The 22197-nt window shown below is 57.7% G+C and carries 21 protein-coding genes and 1 pseudogene; 12 read left to right on the top strand and 10 right to left on the bottom strand.

Features of this window, described 5'->3' with window-relative positions:
- Positions 1–31: 31 nt before the first annotated feature.
- A complete protein-coding gene (gene kefF, locus DNK50_RS16520; RefSeq protein ID WP_099584293.1) occupies positions 32–553 on the top strand; it encodes a glutathione-regulated potassium-efflux system oxidoreductase KefF in 522 nt (173 codons plus the stop codon).
- Complete coding sequence (gene kefC, locus DNK50_RS16515) at positions 554–2380, top strand: glutathione-regulated potassium-efflux system protein KefC (RefSeq protein ID WP_112195200.1); 1827 nt, start codon at positions 554–556, stop codon at positions 2378–2380.
- 29 nt (positions 2381–2409) lie between these two features.
- On the opposite strand, the gene DNK50_RS16510 is transcribed toward kefC, so the two are convergent.
- From DNK50_RS16510 to DNK50_RS16480, 6 genes are all read right to left on the bottom strand, one after another.
- Positions 2410–2739 carry a co-chaperone YbbN gene (locus DNK50_RS16510; RefSeq protein WP_029290787.1) on the bottom strand — a complete coding sequence of 110 codons (330 nt, stop codon included), beginning with the start codon at positions 2737–2739 and terminating at the stop codon, positions 2410–2412.
- Positions 2740–2803: 64 nt separating this feature from the next.
- On the bottom strand, positions 2804–3502 hold the full coding sequence (locus DNK50_RS16505; RefSeq protein WP_029290786.1) for a DsbA family oxidoreductase: 699 nt from the start codon (positions 3500–3502) through the stop codon (positions 2804–2806).
- Between the two features lie 3 nt (positions 3503–3505).
- The gene (locus DNK50_RS16500) at positions 3506–4096 is read right to left on the bottom strand and encodes a TetR/AcrR family transcriptional regulator (RefSeq protein ID WP_112195198.1); all 591 of its coding nucleotides are present in this window, start codon (positions 4094–4096) and stop codon (positions 3506–3508) included.
- 92 nt (positions 4097–4188) lie between these two features.
- Entirely contained in the window at positions 4189–4962 is a 774-nt protein-coding gene (locus tag DNK50_RS16495; protein ID WP_029290782.1) for an SDR family NAD(P)-dependent oxidoreductase, read from the bottom strand.
- A 72-nt stretch (positions 4963–5034) separates the two neighbouring features.
- Complete coding sequence (locus tag DNK50_RS16490; protein WP_029290780.1) at positions 5035–5589, bottom strand: OsmC family protein; 555 nt, start codon at positions 5587–5589, stop codon at positions 5035–5037.
- Between the two features lie 702 nt (positions 5590–6291).
- Positions 6292–6852, bottom strand: coding sequence for a TetR/AcrR family transcriptional regulator (locus DNK50_RS16480; RefSeq protein ID WP_112195196.1), 561 nt, complete (start codon positions 6850–6852; stop codon positions 6292–6294).
- Between the two features lie 439 nt (positions 6853–7291).
- Here DNK50_RS16480 and DNK50_RS16475 point away from each other — a divergent pair, with 439 nt between their 5' ends.
- From DNK50_RS16475 to DNK50_RS29185, 4 genes and pseudogenes are all read left to right on the top strand, one after another.
- Complete coding sequence (locus tag DNK50_RS16475; protein WP_029290775.1) at positions 7292–7582, top strand: type II toxin-antitoxin system ParD family antitoxin; 291 nt, start codon at positions 7292–7294, stop codon at positions 7580–7582.
- Between the two features lie 2 nt (positions 7583–7584).
- On the top strand, positions 7585–7941 hold the full coding sequence (locus DNK50_RS16470; protein WP_029290773.1) for a type II toxin-antitoxin system RelE/ParE family toxin: 357 nt from the start codon (positions 7585–7587) through the stop codon (positions 7939–7941).
- Between the two features lie 793 nt (positions 7942–8734).
- Positions 8735–9244 (top strand): DUF4142 domain-containing protein, encoded by a 510-nt coding sequence (locus DNK50_RS16460; protein WP_112195194.1) that lies wholly within the window; start codon positions 8735–8737, stop codon positions 9242–9244.
- A gap of 110 nt (positions 9245–9354) precedes the next feature.
- A pseudogene (locus tag DNK50_RS29185) lies at positions 9355–9450 on the top strand (AAA family ATPase); the annotation flags it as partial.
- Between the two features lie 158 nt (positions 9451–9608).
- Here DNK50_RS29185 and DNK50_RS16450 read toward each other — a convergent pair.
- Complete coding sequence (locus tag DNK50_RS16450; protein ID WP_112195190.1) at positions 9609–10856, bottom strand: glycoside hydrolase family 68 protein; 1248 nt, start codon at positions 10854–10856, stop codon at positions 9609–9611.
- A gap of 329 nt (positions 10857–11185) precedes the next feature.
- Between DNK50_RS16450 and DNK50_RS16445 the strand changes: the two genes are divergently transcribed.
- Positions 11186–11617: a MarR family winged helix-turn-helix transcriptional regulator gene (locus DNK50_RS16445; RefSeq protein ID WP_099584277.1), complete on the top strand. Its 432-nt coding sequence runs from the start codon at positions 11186–11188 to the stop codon at positions 11615–11617.
- Here the strand turns inward: DNK50_RS16445 and surE are convergent.
- The 3 genes from surE to DNK50_RS16430 all read right to left on the bottom strand — a co-directional run bounded on the left by surE (position 11586) and on the right by DNK50_RS16430 (position 14364).
- Positions 11586–12389, bottom strand: coding sequence for a 5'/3'-nucleotidase SurE (gene surE, locus DNK50_RS16440; RefSeq protein ID WP_112195188.1), 804 nt, complete (start codon positions 12387–12389; stop codon positions 11586–11588). The genes DNK50_RS16445 and surE overlap by 32 nt on opposite strands.
- Before the next feature lie 104 nt (positions 12390–12493).
- On the bottom strand, positions 12494–13669 hold the full coding sequence (locus DNK50_RS16435; protein WP_112195186.1) for a cell wall metabolism sensor histidine kinase WalK: 1176 nt from the start codon (positions 13667–13669) through the stop codon (positions 12494–12496).
- 5 nt (positions 13670–13674) lie between these two features.
- Positions 13675–14364: a response regulator gene (locus DNK50_RS16430; RefSeq protein WP_099584274.1), complete on the bottom strand. Its 690-nt coding sequence runs from the start codon at positions 14362–14364 to the stop codon at positions 13675–13677.
- Between the two features lie 97 nt (positions 14365–14461).
- On the opposite strand from DNK50_RS16430, the gene DNK50_RS16425 reads away from it, so the two are divergent.
- From DNK50_RS16425 to DNK50_RS16405, 5 genes are all read left to right on the top strand, one after another.
- Entirely contained in the window at positions 14462–15943 is a 1482-nt protein-coding gene (locus tag DNK50_RS16425) for an efflux transporter outer membrane subunit (protein WP_112195184.1), read from the top strand.
- On the top strand, positions 15940–16734 hold the full coding sequence (locus DNK50_RS16420; protein WP_099584272.1) for a MipA/OmpV family protein: 795 nt from the start codon (positions 15940–15942) through the stop codon (positions 16732–16734). The genes DNK50_RS16425 and DNK50_RS16420 overlap by 4 nt, the downstream gene beginning before the upstream one ends.
- Positions 16735–16843: 109 nt before the next feature.
- Positions 16844–17866: an efflux RND transporter periplasmic adaptor subunit gene (locus DNK50_RS16415; protein WP_256595281.1), complete on the top strand. Its 1023-nt coding sequence runs from the start codon at positions 16844–16846 to the stop codon at positions 17864–17866.
- Positions 17863–20931, top strand: a complete 3069-nt coding sequence (locus DNK50_RS16410; RefSeq protein ID WP_112195180.1) for an efflux RND transporter permease subunit — start codon at positions 17863–17865, stop codon at positions 20929–20931. Before DNK50_RS16415 ends, DNK50_RS16410 begins: the two co-directional genes overlap by 4 nt.
- Positions 20928–22172: an alginate lyase family protein gene (locus DNK50_RS16405; protein WP_112195178.1), complete on the top strand. Its 1245-nt coding sequence runs from the start codon at positions 20928–20930 to the stop codon at positions 22170–22172. The genes DNK50_RS16410 and DNK50_RS16405 overlap by 4 nt, the downstream gene beginning before the upstream one ends.
- Positions 22173–22197 lie beyond the last annotated feature (25 nt).

Below are 22197 nucleotides of genomic sequence, written 5' to 3'. Positions count from 1 at the left end.
TAAAGAACGCCAGGTTTGTGGGAACTACTCCGTGATTCTGATCATCTACGCCCATCCTTACCCTGATAAATCTAACGTCAACATGTTGATGCTCAAGCTGGCAGCCAACAATCCCGATGTCGCAATCCGTTCGCTGTACGACATGTACCCCGATTTCAATATCGACGTTGAAGCTGAGCAGAGGGCGGTGGAACAGGCAGATCTCCTCGTTCTGCAACACCCTCTGTACTGGTATAGCTACCCACCTCTCTTGAAGCTGTGGATCGATAAGGTTTTCACACAGGGCTGGGCCTACGGCGCGGGCGCTACTGCCTTGAAAAACAAAAAAATGCTGTGGGCCGTGACTACTGGCGGTGAGCATGATCATTTTGAAGGCGGCGACCACCCAGGTTTTGCGGTGCTGTCCCAGCCCATTCAGGCGACGGCGAATTACTGCGGGATGCGTTGGTTGAGTCCAGTCGCAGTCCATGGTGCTTACAGAGCAGATCAAACCGCATTGCTTAAACAGATCCAGAATTATGGCGAGCGCCTGACGTCATGGAGGGAAGATTGAATGGACACTCACAGTTTGATTGAAATGCTTATCTACCTGGGCTCCGCTGCCTTGATAGTCCCAATTGCCGTCCGGTTAGGGCTTGGCCCGGTTTTAGGCTACCTGACAGCCGGCTGCCTGATCGGCCCATGGGGTTTGAAGATTGTGACCGACGTGGAGTCCATCCTGCACTTTCCTGAAATTGGCGTGGTGTTGATGCTGTTCATCATTGGTCTCGAACTCGATCCCAAGCGCCTTTGGGCAATGCGCCGCATGGTCTTCGGCGGCGGCGCGTTGCAGATGCTGGCATGCGGCGCGGCCATCGCAATTTTCTGCGCTGTACTTGGCTTGAATTGGACGGCTGCGTTGTTGGTAGGGCTGACGTTGAGCCTGTCCTCGACGGCTATCGCCATGCAGGCCATGAGCGAGCGAAACATGAACTCCACCGCCGTGGGTCGCAGTAGCTTCGCCGTGTTGCTTTTCCAAGACATCGCGGCGATTCCCCTAGTTGCCATGATCCCACTGCTGGCCGCAAACGGTGGTACGCCCTCAGGTGCAGAGCTGGCCCTGTCCATTGCCAAAATCGTGGGTGCAATTGTCGCAGTGATTCTCTTGGGTCAGTACGTCTCTCGGCCAGTCCTTCGCTTTGTAGCGCGCTCAGGCCTGAGAGAAATCTTTAGTGCCGTCGCACTGTTCCTGGTGTTTGGGTTCGGCCTCTTGTTGGAAGAGGCCGGCTTATCCATGGCCATGGGCGCGTTCTTAGCCGGCGTTCTCTTGGCCAGCTCGGAGTATCGCCATGCTCTGGAAAGCGATATAGAACCCTTCAAAGGCCTGTTGTTGGGTCTGTTCTTTATCGGTGTAGGGATGTCGATTGACTTCGGCAAGCTGATCGATTCGCCGCTGAAAGTCATCACACTGACCTTGGGCTTCATCCTGATCAAGCTGCTCGTGATCAAGCTCTTGGGGCGCTTCCTGAATGTCCCAAGTGACCAGCGTTCATGGCAGGCGGTATTCCTTGGACAAGGCAGTGAGTTTGCCTTCGTAGTATTTGGCGCAGCGACCGTCGCCGGCATCCTGGTCGACCCTTGGGGTAAGAGCCTGACGCTAGCGGTGGCGTTGTCCATGTGCGTGACGCCTTTGTTGATCCTTTTACTCAATCACCTGGAGTCGTCGAGCAAACAGGGCAGTAATGAAGCTGACACCATAGATCAGAGCAATCCTCGGGTCATCATTGCTGGCTTCGGTCGATTCGGTCAGATCGCTGGGCGTCTGTTGATGTCCTGTGGTTTTGAGGTAGTGGTCTTGGATCATGATCCAGACCATATCGAGACGCTGCGTAAGTTCGGGGTCAAGGTGTTCTATGGGGATGCCACCCGCCTCGATTTACTGCACGCTGCGGGTGCTGCCCAAGCCGTGGTGCTGATCAACGCCATCGATAATCAAGACGATAACCTGGCACTGACCAAGTTGGCCCAGGAGCATTTTCCATCCCTAAAACTGGTGGTGCGCGCTCGAGATATGGGGCACATCATTACCCTACGTCAGATGGGTGTGGAAGAAGTCGAGCGAGAGACATTTGAAAGCGCATTGTCCCTGGGGCGCAGGGCTTTGGAGCAACTCGGGATAGGACGCTACGAAGCTCGTGAGCGTGCGGATCGATTCCGTCGCCTTAACTTGGAAATGCTAGAAGAGATGGCCGCTCAGCCCGAGGACGATACCGAATTCAAGTACGACGCTTACAAACGAGCCAACGCTTTACTAACGGAAATATTCAATGAAGATCGCGCTCATCCAATTGACGCAGGCTCAGGAAAGGTGAGCCTTCCACGCAGCGAGTCAGATAGCTGACTGACTTACCGGTCGAGGAGGATGCTTGTTTAGCTAGCGTCCTCCAGCTCAGTGACGATTGCTTTTTTCAAGGCTGAAACTGATTTAGACCCGGCGAAGACTTTCAACAATCGGCCTTCGTGGAACACTGCCAAGGACGGCACAGTACGAATGCCATACATCTGCGCAATCGTCGGTGATACCGCAATATCAATTTTTCCAAACACTGCCAGAGCATGGAGCTTTGCTTCCAAGTCCACGAAGACTGGCTTCATCTCTTTACAAGGTTTGCACCAAGATGCTGAGAACAGTACGACACTGCTGCCTTTGGCAACAAAGCGGGCAAATTGGGGAGCGCTCAACTCAACGATACGGCTCATTTGGGTCTCACGTGTTGTGTTAAGGAAAAGGGGGCACCTTGTGAGTGCCACGTTCCGTTGCCGATCAAACTTTGCAGCCATCGACGCCGCAGACTTGGCCTATCAATGAGCTATCGTCGACTTTCGCGCTTTCTACCATTTGATTGAGCGCGTCAAGAAAAGCAGCTTCAGGTTGTGCACCGGAAACAGAGAATTCTTCGTTGAAGACAAAGAGAGGCACGCCAGAACCCAACTGGGCGGCGAAATGCTCATCCGCTTCCATCTCTACGCGCAGTTCTACAGATGACCACGCCAATTGAATTGCCGCATCCGACACACCTGCATCTTTCGCAATCACCGCCAAGCTGGCGCGATCAAAAAGTGACTTACCGTGGCTGGTGCTTTTTTCGTACAGCGCTTCCACAAGGCGCTTTTTCACTGCCCCGTCTTCAACCGCTTTCACCAAGACATGAGCATCAGCAGTATCGCCGAACATCATAGTGTCGAAGCGGTAATCCAGCCCGTCGGCCTGGCCATATTTACTCACAGTGTTCATCATCGCTGCTGCGGAATCTGGGTTGCCGAGCTTACGTTTCAGTGCTGCGACCATCGGTTCAGGGGCGTGATTTGCAGCCAGTCGATAGGCCCGAACGTTGACCTGTACATCGTCTTTCTGCGGGAAGTTTTCGAGCGCTTTTTCAAAACGACGCTTGGCAATCCAGCACCAAGGACACACATAATCAGACCAGATATCGACTACATATTTTTTCGAAGGGGTTTGCATAATTTATCCTGCACGGAGAAGTGAAGATTGCATTGCGGCTATTTCAAGCAGATGGTTAAAGCCAGCCAACGGGTCGGCTGAGCGACCCAGTGTCCAATCAATGAGGCTTGCTCCCTCCAGCATGCTCAGCAGCATGAAAGCGAAGTGCTCAACAGATGTTCCCAGCAACCAGCTGTGCTGCCGGACTGCGTCATTGAGGGTGCTTTGGAGCCAGGTGAGCTGCGAATTGATGAAGTCCCTTGTGAGGCCTTGGAGCGACAAAGGCAACGCAGCCATTTCTGCCGCCAAGGCGCCGCATAACGGCAGCAGCCCCTCATTCGCGCTTATCACGAAAAGTCGGGAAAAAGCCTGTAAGCGCTGCTGTGGCTCGGGATGCATGATCTCGATTGCCACCAACGTCTCGTTGAACCGAGCGATGTAGTCGTTGATAAGCTCCGCGCCTAAGCACTCCTTGGTAGGAAAGTGATGGTGAATACTGGCTTTTCTAATACCGACTTTCGCTGCGAGATCCGCGTAACTGAACGCTGAGTAACCCTTTGAGCGCATCTGGGTTTCCGCGTAGCTCAGCAGCGCGGCTTTTGTCGTGATAGACATTTGAAACTCCTACAGCCAGCACCCTTGTCACCGAAGCAACTGCTGGAACGCGCCCCAATGAGAGGCGCTTCACGCAGCGCTTGCCTCGGTGTTTAGGCACGTACCGCCATCACCCCTGCATCAACATCCCAGATAGCACCGGTCACCCAGGAGGTTTTATCGGATAGTAAGAAGAGGATGGTATTGGCGACGTCTTCAGGAACACCGACTCGACCCAGTGGGTGGAAATCGTTTAGCGACTTCATCGCATCCGGGATCGCTTCCTTGTCCATGAAGCCTTCATAGATCGAGGTGTGAACGATGCCAGGCGAAACGGCATTGACTCGGATACCTGAGTGAGCCAATTCAATTGCCAGGTTTCGAGTGACTGCGTGCAGGCCCGCCTTGGCCATCGAATAAGCAGTTGCTGGAGAGCCGGCCAGCGCAGCTTGCGCGCCAATCGAACCGACGTTGACAATGGAGCCTTCGCGCTTGGCAGCAAGCATATTTTTGACCACTGCCTGCGTGATAAAGAATGTGGCGCGGTTCAGATCCAGGTACATGTCGTAGTCAGCCTCATCGTGCTCGATGAAAGGCTTCGGAATGAATATGCCTGCAGAGTTCACCATAAAGCCGATGTCACTGTGGTTGGCATTGATTTCGCTGCGTACATGATTCATCCCTTCCTCGGTCATGAGGTTGGCAACGATCACTGATACGTTCCCCAGCGGACTCAGCTCGGCGCGCACAGCATCGGCTTTATCCTGTTTACTGCCGGTGAGAACCACGCTGCCACCCGCCTTTAAAAACTGGCGCGCTGTTTCCAGACCCATGCCGCTCGTGCCGCCGACGACCAACAGTTTTTTGCCTTTAAAAAAATCGTCCATTACAGACTCCAGTATCAGATAAGTGAGAGGTGGTCAGCGGCCAGGTGCCGTGCTGACCTGTGACCAGGACAGTTAGCCTTCGATGACTTCGAGCTTAGGGAGCATGCGGATGGCTTTAGAGAAGTTGGCGTAGTTGACCGAAGTCTTGAGCACCACGTTGTGCAGCTCCTCAACACGCTCACGCGAAGCATCTGTGTGCAGGCGAATCACGACACTCACCTCGTCGTAGCCTGGGTTAACGCTTTCGTCGATCCCCAGGAAGCCACGCAGGTCGAGAGTGCCGTCGGTCTCAATTTCCAGGCTGTGAATCTTGATGCCCATCATTGCGGCATTGGCGGCATAGCCGACCGACATGCAGGCGTTTAGAGCAGCCATCAGCAGCTCCTGAGGGTTGGGCGCGGTGTTCTCGCCCAGCAATTCATTCGGCTCATCGGCTGCAATTTCAAAATCGCGGGAATAGGTCTCACCGGCCAAGCTGTAACGGCTGACTTTGGCTACAGAACGGGTCTGACCCTTCCAAGCGGTTTTAACGTTGAAGCTTGCGTGGCGCTTGGTCGCATCACCAGCAACGCCTTCGGCGAAATTCTGGAGTGCGGCGACATCGATACCATTCAGGTTGCTGCTCATGTGGACGTTCCTCTTCAGATAAGCCGGACGATTAGACCGGAAGAGAAACAAGCCTACCAAGTAGTAGGTTGGGTTACAAGAGAGGTGACGACACCAATAGTTTTGAAAAGCTAGGCTGCATAGAGGAATTGGGAATATTGATGACAACACAGTGAGTGTCGTGACCAACAGAGTTACTTCGAAAGCGACGCCATGAAACGATCTTTCACACCTCTATGCATCGGGTGAAATTTGTGTGATCGTACGAATTGATGGCATAAGGCCGTCACCACATGGATAAAAATCAGGGAGGTTTTATGGCTGCTTATGCACCAGGGCACGTGTTGGGGCGAGATGGAGGTTCGTTTCAAGAAGTCACTTTGAACGCAGCCAAGAGCGCGGTCGTCGCTAAGCATGGACGGTACTGTACAATTCGCGATCACGAAAAAGCGCCGCCTACAAGCAAGCCTTCGCGTCATTGGCTGCAAATCTACCGCACACCAGATAATACCGAGTGATCTATTCGGTGGATTTTAGTCTGCACTAATTGATACAAGCGTAGATCGGCACGCGGCCCTGAATCAAATAACTCAAGGCCGCCTGCTCTTGGCAGGCGACCAAATCGAGAAGCTTTTGAAAGATGTACTAAAGATACAGCGATGAAAGATGCCCCCTGGAAAGGGAATGCAGCGATAGAGTCGATAAGTGTGCTTGCTAGAGCTTTCAGTGACGAAGGGTAGATAAAATCAAATCAAATCCCGAAGATTTCTCGTAATCATCGCTCATCGCCCAAGAAACAAAGCTCGCACCTTCCAAAGTATTCAATATGAACCTTGAAACTCTGATTACATCCAGGTCGGCTTTAAGCTCTCCTCGATCTTGACCCTGCTTAATGTTTGCTTGGAGCCAAGTGAGATGGATCTCAAAGAAATCCTTTGTCATTTCTTTGAGGCTTTCAGGCAGGGCCAGAAGCTCTGCGGCGAGGGCTCCACAGAGTGGGAGCATCCCGTTTAGACTGCTGTGTGCGAACATAAAGGCGAACGCATTCAGCCGGTCGACAACACTGACGTGTTCATCATTGATAGCGTCCAGCTGCTTTTTAAACCGGAACAGGTAGCTCTCGACGATGGCAATTGCCAAGCCTTCCTTGGTCGGGAAGTGATGGTGAATACTCGCTTTTTTAATGCCGATGTCGTCCGCAAGGTCGGCATAGCTGAAGGCCGCATAGCCTTTCGTGCGCAGCAGAACCTCGGCGCTGGTCAAAAGGTCTGAACGTGTACTCATGATCGTGTATCCAAATTTATCATCTAGACATCATAAATTAGTCACACCTCATAAGACAGCGTTCGCCTTGCAAAGTACTGAGCTGCCTATACTTTGTGCCTCCTGCGGAATGCTTCTTCCATCTTGAGGCCTGTACGGAAACGCGGCATAGGACAAACGTCCGCGGCGCGTTCAAACGATCGGTGAGAACGCCGGACACATCAGTCCAGGCTGAGGCCTCAAGGCCCACACGAATCAAACGGCCCTCAACGCCCCGCCTGCTACATCCTTTGAACTCTGTGCGCATGCAGTCCGGAGCCAGCACGCGCTGTTCGGCGCGAAGGATGACCCCGCACGACACAGTTCGTCAGATACAAGTCCCAAACTATGTGCTGGCAGGTAAAATGGCATAATATGCCAATAGTCGAAAGGACCTGTATGTCCAGAGCTGGAGCTAATCATGGCGACGCGAAACGTTGTACTCACCCCTCACCAGGAACAGGTTATCCATGACCTGGTGCAGTCCGGCCGTTATCAGAATGCCAGCGAAGTGATGCGAGAAGGTTTGCGGCTATTGGAACAGCGCGTCGCCGAAGACACCGCCAAAATTGAGGCCCTGCGTCAGGCGACCTCTATCGGCATCATGGACCTTGAGCAAGGGCGCTTTACTAAGTTGAACGAAGGGGATCTGGAGCACTACCTCGAGGGCTTGAGCCTGGAGGCAACCCTACCCGCGCGCGAGAAACACTGAGCATGTCGCAGTATCGGATTTCCAACGCGGCGCGCGCCGACATTGTCGACATCCTCAGGCTCTCCCAGACGCAGTTCGGCGATCAAGCACGCCAGCGGTATCAGGCGCTAATCCTCGCCGCGCTGCAAGCGATTGCCGACACGCCTTATCGCATTGGCAGCTACGAACGCGGTGAGCTGGCACCGGGCCTTCGCAGCTATCACCTCATCTATTCACGCCAGCAGGCCAAACAGCCCCATGGGGCGGTCAAAAGCCCACGCCATATCGTGTTTTATCGTGTAGCAAGCGACGACGTGATCGAGGTCGTCCGACTCCTTCATGACGCCATGGAAGTGCAATTGCACTTGCCTAATGACTGATCCTGGCCCAAAGGCTTAGCTGTCCATGAACAGCGAAGGTAAGGCGCCCGCCTCAACATGCAACCTGAGCGCCTTCGCTGCCCGCCGACTCAGTGGCCAATTGAAGCGGGAAGTTATGGGCCCGACCGGATTATCGAGACCCACCACCAGAAGCACGATGCGCAACGTTGCCTGCCACTTTCAATACCGAACAACCGCTTCTTAAGCGCTTTCCGTGGCTAGGCGCCTGGCATTACGCTCCGGTTGTCGATGGACACGCGGATCGATCTCTCTGGCGACCGGCGCCATTGCAACATCTCGCAGAGCATGAGCATTTCACGCTGCCAATTTCAGGACAGGTGCTGAAAGGCGGCCCGGACAACTCCGATTAAGGATATCGACTCATCTAACGACCAAGAATTTTCCAGATTCGGGTTGGTCATCCAGTACACAAAGGCGCACTGAATGCCAGTCACGGCCACCCCGCTCCGGGTCAGAAATAGCCATTCGCGATCGCTCGCACACCCTGTGCAATTGGGGGCAAAACTGGGGGCAAAATTTGTTTTTTTCAGGCTGTAAATACCGATCTAGAGCCTAGTCAAAATGTTTTTTGGGGATGGCTCATAAAAACACGAAGAAATGCCATTGTATTTTCGGCCATGAAACCGCGCGAGCCCATGCACGCCGAACCGTGTATGCGCAGGCTTCTATGCCCGATAGTCTGTCGCTTTAAAGAAACCTTGAACGTAATGCGTGGCTACCGCTCACAAGTTTATGGGCGCTATTGCTCATTAGACATGAAGAGGAAATCGATATGCCAAACGCACTAAGAACTTGCGCACTTACCTTGCTCGTCAGCCTGGCGGCCCAAGGGGCTTTCGCAGCACAAGACGACGATTTTGTTGAGGACGCTTCCGCCAAGGGAGTAGCCGAAGTCGAAGCTGGCAAGCTCGCCCAAGAAAAAGGCAGTGCCGCCGATGTTAAGGCCTTTGCAGACATGATGATCAAGGATCACACCGCGGCGAACGCAAAGCTTAAAACAATTGCGGACGCCAAAAATCTAAAGGTTTCCGACAGTGCGGAGCTCATGGACAAGGCCAAAGCGATGATTCTGGAACTTCGCGGCGCAAAATCCTTCGATCAAGCTTATGCCAACAATCAGGTTAAGGCGCATGAGGCCACGATTGAAATCTTTGAAAAGGAGATTTCTGAAGGCAAGGACGCTGAGGTTAAAGCGTTTGCCACCGAAACATTGCCCAAATTGAAATCGCATCTGGAGCATGCCAAAACGCTGTCAGAGGCTCACGCCGGGGACGCGAAGTGATAACCACAGGAGCCTTTAGCGAGGCTCCTGCCGTCCCTCACTGCGGCGCGGGTGGCTCAAGTAGAATCTTTCCCCCAAAAAATCAGCGTGCAAAGCGAAAAGGAGCTTCGATGCAACGGGTGATGATTGTTGGTCAACCTGGCTCAAGCAAAAGCACGTTGGCGCGTAAGCTTGGTCTGCGCACGGGCTGGCCGGTCGTTCATATAACTGCGCCTTCAACGTGCCGCGTGGTTTGTCTGAGGTCTAATCGGGATACCGAGATTTTTCTCCGCGCGCAAAAGCCACTCGACTGAGTGGCTTTTGGTTTCTTGGGACGGGACACGCACAGGCGTGATAACGGGCAGGCTTTACCGGCGCAACACCCTCAATCCAGCACGATATCCCGCATCGGCGGGATATAACCGTAGTCATATGCCTCCCGTACAAACGAGCGATCGCCCTGCAGCAGGATCCTGACCGTGGGTGCTTCAGTGCCGCCGATGCGGAAATCGCCGTCGCGGGTGGGTACGCTGTCGATGAACGAAGTCACCAAACCATTTGGCATCACACAATGTGAATAGGTCTGGAAGGGCTGCTCGGGTGGGTTTCCCAATACCAGGCCAGAGGCATTCATTGGCCGGTAAGGGCCGAACAGGTGTTCGCTGACAAACCCGTAAACGCCATCGGGGCCGGTCACACCGTCGGCATAGGTGAACTTATGGCTGATGGTGAACAGGTAGTACTTGTTGTCCTGGAAGACGTAATGCGGGCGCTCGGTCTGATCATTAACGCCAACGGCCGTCACCAACGGCGGTAATATTTCCCATTCATCGCCTCTCAGGTCTTTGGCCACGGCAAGGCCAATACACCCCACCTGATAGCGAGCGCCACCCACCTCTTCGTGGCCTGGCGGGACCAGGCCGATCTCGTCGGGGCCGACTATATGGGTGCCGCGTTCACCCGCGACATTGCCTTCAAACACCATATATAACTTGCCATCTTTCGGATCAATAAAAGGACTTGGATCGCGAAAGTTCCACGTCGCATTTTGCGACTCGGTCTGATAATAAACCCCGTCCGCCTCAAATAATGCGTGCACCTTATTGAAGTTGACGAGTTCAACGCCCTCCTCGGTTGTCACTATCTGGCCTTTGACTTTGGAAATAGTCGCGCCGGGTGTAACGCAGGTGTAATACAAGTCGATGTCACCGTTATTGTTGACCAGGATCGGCGTTCCTGCCCATTCCCGCGTGGTGGGCGACACGCCTGGGGCCATGACACGACCGCCGAAAATCCAGTCCTTGCCGGTGCGTGAGTACCAAAAGCAGATACGCGCATGGCCGTGTCGATCCTCCCAGTCGCGCTTGATGTCATAACGCCCGTTGGCATCAATAAACTGCGGATCATGGGGGCGCCGGTCGGCGGTCAACGTGAAAATTACCGACCAGCCATTAACGGAAACCACCGCCCCGTCGAGGTCGCGCAGGGGCATGGTGTCCCAGATGAATACCGTGTCACTCATCACGGGGAAATCAGCCGGCACTAACGGTTGCGTGGTAGTGGGGTCACTTTCATTGACTTTCAGCGCATCAGCCCGAGTCCAGCGAGTAGGTGTGTGATTCGCGTGTTTCATGTTGATGTCCTTTTACTAACGCTTGTATGACAAGCCGATTTTAAAGTGCACAGCACACTTCGATTTCGACCAGCTCCATAGTGCGAAACAAGGTTTAACATGGAACTCTAAATGCACAGGATGAAAAATTATTTAAGTAGTTATATGCCACTACTCAACATATAACCTTCGCCACCCAAGTTCATGGCACGTTGCAATCATTGATTAAATGAGAGCATTTGAGCTTTTAATACGCGCGCTCGACACAGCCAATCCGGCACAAAGGCAACCACAGCACATCCCGCCGGATTTAGTTACAATCCCATAGGTTTTTTCCACGGTACTGCAGCATGGACATCTCATTATTTCGCGGGCGCTTCACGCGCTTGAACAAGCGCCTGCGCCAAGAGGCGCAGAATCATCCCGAGACCTGGTCGCAGATGCTGGTGCTGAGCGCCATCGACCAAATGGACGGCATGGCAACGCCTTCAAAAATCGCCGAAGCGGAAAACATCCGCTCATCCAACCTTGCCTCGCTGTTGAAGGACTTGGAAGCACGAGACCTGATTACCCGCACGCCAGATACGCAAGACCGCAGACGCACCTGGATCGGGCTGTCGGAACAAGGCCAGAGCGTCCTGCAAGCAAGCCGTCAGCGCCGTGATGAGTGGCTGGCTGAGGCGGCAGACGCCTGCCTCACCGCCAGTGAACGCAAGCAACTGGAAGCGGCCGGGCTGCTGATGGACAAGCTCAGCCACTATGGCCGCGACGAGGAACGCTGAACCCATTATCAGAGACAACGCCCGCCATCGCGTGCGTGCGTTCGAACTGCAAAGGCGTCGCGGTGATGTGCCCCGCAAGATTTTCCGCCGTTTCGGTCCCTGGCTCATCTGCGCCCTGATGCCGCTCCAACTGAAGCCAATGGTATTCCAGGCCGCGCGGGTCATTTTCCGAGCGTACGGAGACCCTCTCCAAGCGCCCACTGCCCTGGCGCGTTATCTTCAGAGGCAGCACGGCACCGGGGGCACAACTCGGAAAATTGACGTTCAGGCACACATCATGCGGCCAATCCATCGCCATGAGTTGCTCAATACCCCGTGCCCCGTGGTCAAGTGCGTTTCCCCAAGGCACTGCGGTACGGTCGGTAAACGCCTGGCTCAACGCAATGGATGGGATACCGAACAGCAACCCTGTCATCGCGGCACCGACGGTACCCGAAAACACCGTTTCCGTTCCCAGATTCGCCCCGCGATTCACGCCGGATAAAATCAGGTCCGGCTTGTCGTGACTCAGCAGATGCCCGAGCGCCACTGCGATGCAATCGCCTGGCGTACCCGTGACCGCAAACCGGCGTGTGCCGTGGTAGCTCATGCGCAGGGGGGCATGCAGGCTCAAGGAATGGGAGGTGCCGCTCTGGTCGAGCAGCGGTGCGACGACCCAGATCTCACTCGCCAATTGGCAAGCGATGCGCTCCAGAACCTTGAGCCCTGGGGCATCGATGCCATCGTCATTGGTAAGCAGAATTCGTTTGAACCGATGTTGTCCGTTCGCCATGGCCGTGCCCCGTCAATACTGCGCCAGGCGCTCGAATTAACGCCGTCGGGGCGATTATTACCTATATATTAATAGCTATCTAGCCATAGATATTAACGCAACCACTACAACGGAAATTCCGCCCTGATCAGAGTGCCGCCCTGGCTACGATTGCTGGCGGTAATGGCGCCGCCATGGGCCTGGCAAATCGCCCGGGCGATGGACAGGCCTAACCCGCTGCCGCCCGAGTAACGCGCCCTGGAACGCTCTGCACGCCAGAAGCGGTCAAAGACACTGTCCAGGTGTTGCGCCTCGATACCAGGGCCAAGGTCTCCGATCTCAATCACCACCCGCCCTTCGACCTGCCGCGCCATGATGCTCAATTCACCGCCCCCTGCCGCATAGCGCAGCAGGTTATCGATCAGGATATTCAGCACCTGGCCCAGGCGATCACGATCGGCATTGATACGAAACCCGTCGGTGATAGTGATGTACGTCTGCACACCGACGTCATCCAATTGCGGCTGGAACCAGGCCAGCCGTTCGCTCACCAGGGCCGCCAGGGAAAAGTCGCTGCGCTCCAGCACCAGTCGACCCGCCCTGGCCATCGACAAGAGGTGCAAGTCATCCACCAGTTTCCTGAGCTGATCGAGCTGACGCTTGACCATGCCCAACTGTGCGGCATCGCTGGGGAACACCTCATCGAGCATGCCCTGCACGCGCCCCATGGCGGCATTCAGTGGCGTGCGCAATTCGTGGGCGATGACCGCGCTGGACTCGCGCACATCCCGCTCGTAACGCTCCAGTTGCGTGGTCATGCTGTTGAAGTCGCCGATCAGGCGTTGCAGCTCGTCGGGGGTGTGCCGGTGAATGGGCAGGCGCGTGAAGAAATCTCCGCCGGCAACTCGCCGTGCCCCTTGGGCTATTGCCGAGAACTGGCTGGACAAGGGGCGTGAAAACCACAAGCCACAGATGATGATGATCGGGATGGCAGCCAGCACCAGGCAGGCCAGGATCAGCCAGTCGCGATTGGCGATATCCGGTTGGAAGAATTCCACCGGGTAGTATTCGGCAACCAGTTGGCGCAAGCGTGTTTCGTTGAGTTGCGGCTCGGCGCGCAGGTGCAGCAACTCCTCACGCGCTTGCGGCGGCAGGCGCTGCAAGAAATACCAGTCCGACAGTTTGAAGTTGACCCACATGCACAGGGCAATCACCACAACGGCGCCGATCGCCAACAGGCTCATGCGCATACCGACCCAGCGCCACAGCGGTTTGTCGTTGACCCGAGATTTCTTGAACATGCGGCTTACCTGAACCGATAGCCGATGGAGCGTACGGTCACCAATACCCCGGCGATGCCATGGGTTTCCAGTTTGCGTCGCAGGTTGTGTACGTGGGCATCAACGACCCGTGCCAGGGCTTCGCTTTCCGGCAGGCAGATTTCCAGCAGCTCATCACGGGTGAACGCCTTGGATGGTGTCTTGAGCAACGTCACCAGCAGCTTGAACTCCGTCGGCGTCAGGTCGAGCACCTGCGGCGGCGCATCGCGGTGCTCAAGGCTGGCCGTGAAGGCGGTGAGATCAACACGCAGGTTTTCATGGCGCAGCAGCTGTTCAACCGGTTGGCTGCCCAGGGTACGTCGCAACACCGCATGCACCCGCGCCACCACCTCACGCGGGCTGTAGGGCTTGACCACATAGTCATCCGCGCCATAGCGCAAGGCGCCGAGTTTTTCCGGCTCATCGCCCATGGCCGTGACCATGATCACCGGCGTGTCGCTGCTGCGGCGCACGGCGGACAACACTTCCGTGCCGCTCAAGCGGGGCAGCATCACGTCCAGCAGGATCAGGTCGGGCTGCCAGCTTTTGTGCAGGTCCAGGCCACGCTGGCCGTCTTCGGCCAAGGCCACCTCAAAGCCGTCCCGGCGCAGATAGGCTTCGAGAATATTGGCGCTGTCGGCGTCGTCTTCGACAATGAGGATACGTTTTCCTGACACAAAGAAGCCTCTTGATGAAACCTTGATAATTCACGAACGGTTTATTGAAAGTCCGCTGCCAGTATTGGCCTACGCCCGACTTTCGCGAACCGATCCTATGCCGACCACTGCACCGCTGTCCAAGCCTATCAAGCTGCCTGAACGCCTCGGCGCGGTTTTGCTGCTGGTGGGCATGCTGAACGGCTGCTCACTGGCGCCGATGTACCAGACGCCCGCGTTGCCAGTGCCGGACACTCTGCAAGGCTCACGGCTAACGGACGTGCCCTCCTCCACGATCAACAGCGTGGAAGCGCTGTCCGACGAGGAAAAACAACTGCTGGCCAGCCTGGACTCATCGGCACAGTTGCCAGCTCTGGTTGAACAAGCCCTGGACTACAACCGTGACCTGCGCCTGGCGTTGCTGCGAGTCGAGCAAGCCCGCGCCGAGTACGGCATTTCTCGCGCCGATCGCTTACCCACCGTGGCCCTGGGGCTGCAACGCAACCGCCAGCACTTGCACGACAAGGCCGCCGACGAACGTTACGGGCAGGACATCGCGGTCGCGTCCGTGGGTGTATCGGACTTCGAGCTGGATTTTTTCGGCCGGGTGCGCAGCCTGTCCGAAGCGGCGCAACATAACTACCTCGCCACGCGCTACGGAGCTTTGGCGGCGCGCAAGGCGCTGATCGTCGAAGTGGCGCGCCTGTATTTGCAGGAGCGCTTGCAGGCGGGCGTGCAGGCCGACACGCGGTCCATTCTCGACGACCAGAAACGACTGCTGAGCGTACTGGACGGTCAGCAAAAGGAAGGCCTGGTAGCCCCGGACACGGTCGACACCCAGCGCATGGAGGTGCGTCGCGCCACTCTGCAATTGCAGGATGCAAGCGCCGACTACTCGCGAGCACAACAGGCGCTGGCGTGGGTCACCGGCTATCAGGCTGCCCCTTCTACAGCGGCGGCAGACAGCGCCGTCATCGACCTCAGTCCCCCGCCATGGCTGGTCGAGATGCCGTCACAGCGCCTGCTGCAGCGCTTCGATGTGCGCCAATGCGAGGAAGCCCTGCGCGCGGCGAATGCCAACATCGGTGCCGCCCGTGCAGCGTTTTTCCCCTCGATCACCTTGAGCACCGGTGTCGGCATCGCCAGCCCGCGCTTGAGCAACTTGTTTTCGTCCGGCAGCGGCGCCTGGCTGTTCACCCCGCAACTGAACCTGCCGTTGTTCGACGGCGGCCGCAACCAGGCCAACCTGGACCTGGCCACCGCTCGCCAACAGTCGGCAGTCGCCCAATACGAAAAAACCGTGCAGGACGCCTTCCGCGAAATCGCCGACCTGTTGACTCAGCGCCAGCAAGCATTGGCCAACGCCACCACACAAATTGATCTGGCGGCGTTGACCGCCTTGAAGGCCAAGCGTCTTGATCAGCAAATCGCCGTGGGTGCGGCTGCCCGTTCAGAGCACACCGGCGCTTCAATTCGCCTGGCTGAAGCCGCCATCGAATTACGCAAGGCCACCTACCAGTTGTTGTTCAACCGCCTGGCGCTGTATCGCGCGCTGTCTGGCGCACCGTTATTTTCCTCCGCAGAAAGGGTTCCATCATGAGTTTGATCACGCCTCCTACCCGTGCCGCGCTTTGGGGCGCCGCCGCGCTGATGTCTTGCACGCTGGCGCCACAGGCACAGGCGGCCGACACCACCACTGCCACCCTGGGCCTCGGCATGGGCGTCACACCGCGCTTCATGGGCGCAGACCGCTACCGGGCGCTCGTACTGCCGATGTTCAGCATCCAGCGCGGTGTGTTGTTTGCCGACAGCACCCGTGGCCTGGGTGTGCAGTTTCAATCCGACAGCGGCTTTGCTGCGAGCGCGGCGATCAACTACGACCTGGGCCGCAAGGAAAAGGACAGCACCAGCCGCCCCGGCGGCCGCGAGCTGAACGGCATGGGCGATGTCAACGGCGCCACCGTCGCCGACTTCACCCTCAGCCAGCAACTGCTTGACTGGCTGTCGGTCAGCGGCGAAGCCGAACTGCGCATGGCCGGCGAGCACCGGGGCAACCGCTACCGCTTTGGCCTCGAAGGCATTCTGTTTCATACCGACAGCGACACCCTGGCCCTGGACCTCGATGCGCACGCCGGCGATGGCCGCTACAACCAGACCTACTTCGGCGTCACCCAGGCGCAGAGCCAGCGTTCGCTCTATGGAAAATACAGCGCCGATGCAGGCATCTATGCCTACTCCGCCGCCTTGAACTGGCAGCACAGCCTGGATGCACACTGGTCGACGCTGGTCAGCCTGACGCTGACCCAGTACGCCGACCAGGCCCGCAACAGCCCGCTGGTCCTGCGTGAAAGCGCCGGCCTTGGCCTGTTCGCCATCAACTACACCTTCTGATAACGAGGCCCCAGGCATGCATGGTTTTCCTCAGCTGTTTCGTCCCTGGGCCCGTCTCCTCCTCGGCCTCGCCTGCCTGACAACGGCGGCCTGTTCGCGCGAGTCACCCGTGCCGGAGCCCGCCGTAAGGTCCGTAAAAGTCACCGCAGTGCGCGCCGCGCAAGTGGACGCTGCGCCGTTGACCGGCGTTGTGCGCCAACGCCAACGTGCAACGCTGGCCTTCGAGGGCGCAGGTCGTCTGGTCGCCTTGAACGTTGATGTAGGCGATTCGGTTAAACAAGGTCAGGTACTGGCGAGTCTGGACGCGGCCGCAGTCCGGCTGCGCCTGAAACAGGCCCAGGCCACCTTGTTTGCCAGCGTGGCACAGACAAGCGAGCGCAAGCGCAACAAAGTCCGCCAGCAACAGTTGTTTACCCAGGGTAGCGTCGCGACCAGCGCTGTGGAGCAAGCCGAAGCGGCGTGGCAAGCGGCCGTCGCGCAGCAGACAGCCGATGAAGCGGCGCTGGACCTGGTGCGCCGCGATCAGCGCCAAGGGCAACTGATTGCACCTTTCAACGGCCGCGTCGTGGCTCGGCCTGCGCAGCTGTACAGCGAGCTATCGCCCGGCCAGGTCGTGATGGAGCTGGAGGCCTCGGGCGCTTTGCAGGTGCTGGTGCAAATCCCGGTGGAACAGGCCGCCAGCCTCAAGCCTGGGGACCACGCCATAGCCGCCGACCCGACCGCGCCGGGTTCTAGCCTGCCGCTGGTGTTGGAAGGGCTGTCGATGCGCGCACAGAACGGTTTGTTGCAAAGCGCGCGCTTTCGCCTGAGCGCCAACGACCTCGCGCTGCCCAGCGGCGTGAATCTCAATGTGAGGCTCGCGCCCCCTGCTCCGCTCCCGCTGTCCATTCCAACCCAGGCCCTGCGCATCGGGGGTGACGCCAGCCAGGTGCAAGTGTTTGTCTATGACCCAACCGAGGGCAAGGTCGCCCAGCGTGACATCAAGATCGGCCTGATCGACCAGGGCCGCGTCACTGTCGACAACGGCCTCAAGGATGGCGAGCAAGTGGTCGTCACGGGCGTCGCGTTTCTCAGTGACGGCCAGCCCGTCAACCTGCTTGCGCCCTCCAGCCGCTTGAGCACAACCGAATGATCAACCTGACCCGACACGCCTTGGGCGCAAGCCGCCTGACGCTCTTCACCGCGCTGTTGATCCTGATCGCAGGTGTGGCGACGTTTCTTAGCTTCCCCACCCAGGAAGAGCCCTCGGTGACCATCCGCGATGCGCTGGTGAGCATCCAGTTCCCCGGACTGCCCAGCGAACGCGCCGAAGAATTGCTGGCGCGGCCCACCGAAGAAAAACTGCGCGAACTGTCGCAAATCAAAAATATCGTGACCACGATTCATCCTGGCAGCGTGGTTATCCAAGTGACGGCCCGTGATGAAACCAAGGACCTCGGCGTGCTGTGGCAGCAGGTGCGCAATAAGGTCGCCGAAGCCGGCGCGGGCTTTCCACCCGGCACCCAAGGGCCGTTTGTCGACGATAATTTCGGGCGCGTCGCCGTGGCCTCCATCGCCGTCACAGCACCCGGCTACAGCATGAGCGAGATGCGCGGGCCGTTGAAGCGCCTGCGCGACCAGTTGGGCGGGTTGCCCGGCATCGGCCAGGTCACCTTGCATGGTTTGCAGGATCAACAGCTTTCAATTGATTTCAACCCGCAACGCCTGGCCGGGCTGGGTTTGTCCCCGCAGCAATTGTTCCAGCAACTGCAGCAACAGAATGTGCTGGCGCCTGGCGGTATCGCCGACATTGGCGGGCAGATCACCACCCTCACCGTGACCGGCGAATTGCTCGGTGTGGAACAGCTGCGCCAGGTGCCGATTCAACTGCCCGGCGCCGACGGCAGTGTGCAATCGGTGCCGTTGAGCGCCCTTGCGCAGATTGCCGTGATGGCTGCCGACCCGCCCCAGACCGCCGCGGTGTACCAGGGCCAGGACGCCGTGGTGCTGGCCGTGTCCATGGCGCCAGGGCAAAACATTAATCAATTCGGCGCAGCCCTGCGCGAACGACTGGCGCAGTTGGAGCAGCAACTCCCGCTGGGCTTTACCGCCCATGTGGTGACGTTCCAGGCCGATGTGGTCGATCAGCAGATGTCCAAGATGAAGCATGTGATGATCGAAACCGTGGTCATCGTCATGGCGGTGGTGATGCTGTTCCTCGGCTGGCGCACCGGCCTGGTGGTCGGCGCCATTGTGCCGCTGACCATCCTCGGCACGTTGATCGCCATGCGCATGCTGGGGGTCGAGCTGCAGACCGTATCGATTGCCGCGATTATCCTCGCGCTCGGCTTGCTGGTGGACAACGGCATTGTCATCGCCGAGGACATCGAGCGCCGGCTGCATGCCGGTGAGGAACGCCGCCAGGCCTGCGAGGATGCGGGGCGTACGCTGGCGATTCCGCTATTGACCTCCTCCCTGGTGATTGTGCTGGCCTTCTCGCCGTTCTTCCTCGGCCAGACCAGCACCAATGAATACCTGCGGTCATTGGCCATTGTTCTTGCCCTGACCCTGCTCGGCTCGTGGCTGTTGAGCATCACCGTCACGCCGCTGCTGTGCCTGTATTTTGCCAAGCCCCCACGTCATAAGGCGTCAGAGGACAGCTACAACAGCCGCTTTTACCAAGGCTATCGGGCCGTCATCTGCCGCGTGCTGCAGCACAAAGTGCTGTTTCTGATGGCCATGTTGGTGTTGCTGGCCGCCGCCATTTTTGAACTGATGCGCGTGCCCTATGACTTTTTGCCCCAGTCGGACCGGTTGCAGTTTCAGGTGCCCATCACCCTGGAGCCCGGCAGCGGTTCGCGCAAGACCTTGCAAAGCGTGCGCGAGATCAGCCTGTGGTTAGGCAGGGAACCCCAGGTAGTCGACAGCATCGGCTACGTGGGCGATGGCGGACCGCGCATCGTGCTGGGCCTCAACCCGCCGCAGCCAGCACCGGAAACCGCTTACTTCACCGTCAGCGTCATGGCGGGCACGGATATCGATGCGGTCATTGCCAATATGCGTCGCTATCTGCTCAAACAACACCCCGAGCTGCGCGCCGAGCCCAAACGGTTTTCCCTGGGCACCACAGAAGCCGGGGTCGCGATCTATCGCGTGATTGGCCCGGACGAGAACGTATTACGCCTATTGGCCGGCCAGATCGAGAACGCTTTGCGCAACATGCCGGGCACACTCGATGTGCGCAATGACTGGAGCACGCGCCTGGCGCGCTATACCGTCAAGGTCGACCAGCACAGTGCACGCCGCGCCGGGGTCGACACCCAGGCCATAGCCCAGGCCTTGCAATTACACTTCGGCGGCCTCCAGGTTTCGTCCCTGCAGGACAATCAGACCCGGGTACCGCTGGTGGTACGCGAACCTGCGACGACAAACACCGTATCGCCCGACCTGCGCGGTATCCAGGTCTACCCGGCCGACGGCTCGACGCCCGTGCCGCTGTCGGCCATTGCCCGCATTGTCGCCTCCAGCGAACCGTCCACGCTGATGCGCCGCAATCAGGAACGGGCCATCACCGTAGTGGGCCACAACCCGTCGCTGACGGCGACGTCCATCGTCGAGCAACTGGCGCCGCAGGTCGCGGCACTACGCTTGCCGCCGGGCTACCGGATTGAACTGGGCGGTGAAATCGAAGACTCGGCAGATGCCAACCAGGCGCTGCTGCAATACCTGCCCCACGCGCTGATCGCCATGCTGTTGTTGTTTGTGTGGCAGTTCAATTCGTTTCGCAAGGTGCTGATTGTGGTTTGCGCAATTCCCTTTGTACTGATCGGCGTTTCAGTCGCGTTGCTGGTCACCGGTTACCCGTTTGGCTTCATGGCCACGTTCGGTCTGCTGTCACTGGCAGGGATCATCGTCAATAACGCGGTGCTGTTGCTGGAGCGTATTGAAGCGGAGCTCCACGACGGCCTGCCCGTGTACGAGGCCGTCGTGAATGCCGCCGTCAAACGCCTGCGCCCGATCGTCATGACCAAACTGACCTGCATCCTCGGGCTGATCCCGTTGATGCTGTTTGCCGGGCCACTGTGGAAAGGCATGGCAATCAGCATGATGGGCGGTCTTGCACTGGGAACGTTGGTAACGCTGGGGTTGATCCCGGTCCTGTATGTATTGCTGTTTACGCAGCGTAAAACTCCACACATCACGGTGAACACACCATGACTTTTTTGCTCAAGGCGACGCGCACCGTCAAACGCCTATCCAAAGGGGCCATGCTGCTCAGCGCACTGTCGATCAGTATTGCCAGTCACGCCGCAACCCCACATCCCGACGCATTCGTCCATCCAGGCCTGTTGCAGACCGAACAGGACTTCCTGCGCATCCGCGAAAAACTGGCCAACCATAACCAGCCGTGGCTGGCCGGGTGGCAGAAGCTGATCGCCAACCGGCACGCTTCACTGGCCTGGAACCCGAGCCCGGTCGCAGTGGTGTATCGGGGCGCGGATGGCCAACATCCGGAAAACTACGCCCGCTTATTCAACGACGCTGCAGCAGCGTACGCACTGGCCCTGCGCTGGCAGCTTTCGGGTGATCCTGCGTATGCCGACAAAGCCGTAGCGATGTTGAACCAATGGTCCAGCACCCTTACGTCGATTGAGGGCACCTCGGACCGCTTCCTGGCATCTGGCTTGTACGGTTATCAACTGGCCAACGCCGCAGAGCTACTGCGCGGTTATTCAAAGTGGAAGGCGGCGGACTTTCATCAGTTCCAAAGCATGATGCTCACGGTCTTCTACCCGATGAATCATGATTTTCTGGTGCATCACAATAACGCGCTGGTCGACCACTATTGGGCGAACTGGGACTTGGCCAACATGAACGCGATGCTGGCCATCGGCGTGCTGACCGACCGCCGCGACATCTACGATGAAGCGGTCAACTATTTCAAACACGGCGCCGGCAACGGTGCAATTGAACACGTGGTGTGGAAGCTCTACGGCAATGCTCTCGGCCAGGTCCAGGAAAGCGGGCGCGACCAGGCGCACACCCTGCTCGACATCGCCTTGCTCGGCAGCTTCTGCCAAATGGCCTGGAGCCAGGGCGACGACATGTTCGGTTACCAGAACAACCGGGTGCTGCAAGGCGCCGAGTATGTGGCCAAGTACAATCTGGGCAATGACGTGCCGTTCACGACCTTCATCAACAGCGCGTTCAAGCAGACCGTCATCTCGCCCGATCACCGTGGCGATATTCGCCCGATCTGGGAACTGCTCTACAACCATTACGTCGTGCTCAAAGGCCTCAGCGCGCCGAACGTGAAAGCCTTCGCGCACAAAGTCGAGGTGGAAGGCGGTGGCGGGGATTATGGCCCCAACAGCGGCGGCTACGACCAACTGGGGTATGGAACCTTGCTCTATTCGTTGGGGGAATACGGCCTGTCCAAAAATGAACTGGTGCCGTGAAGGTCCATTCCTCAATCTTCACGGC

Origin of the sequence: Pseudomonas sp. LG1E9 (assembly GCF_003290225.1) — a bacterium.
Lineage (GTDB): Bacteria > Pseudomonadota > Gammaproteobacteria > Pseudomonadales > Pseudomonadaceae > Aquipseudomonas > Aquipseudomonas cyclaminis.
The sequence above is the reverse complement of the archived record's forward strand: the minus strand, read 5'-3'. Positions and strand labels throughout refer to the sequence as shown.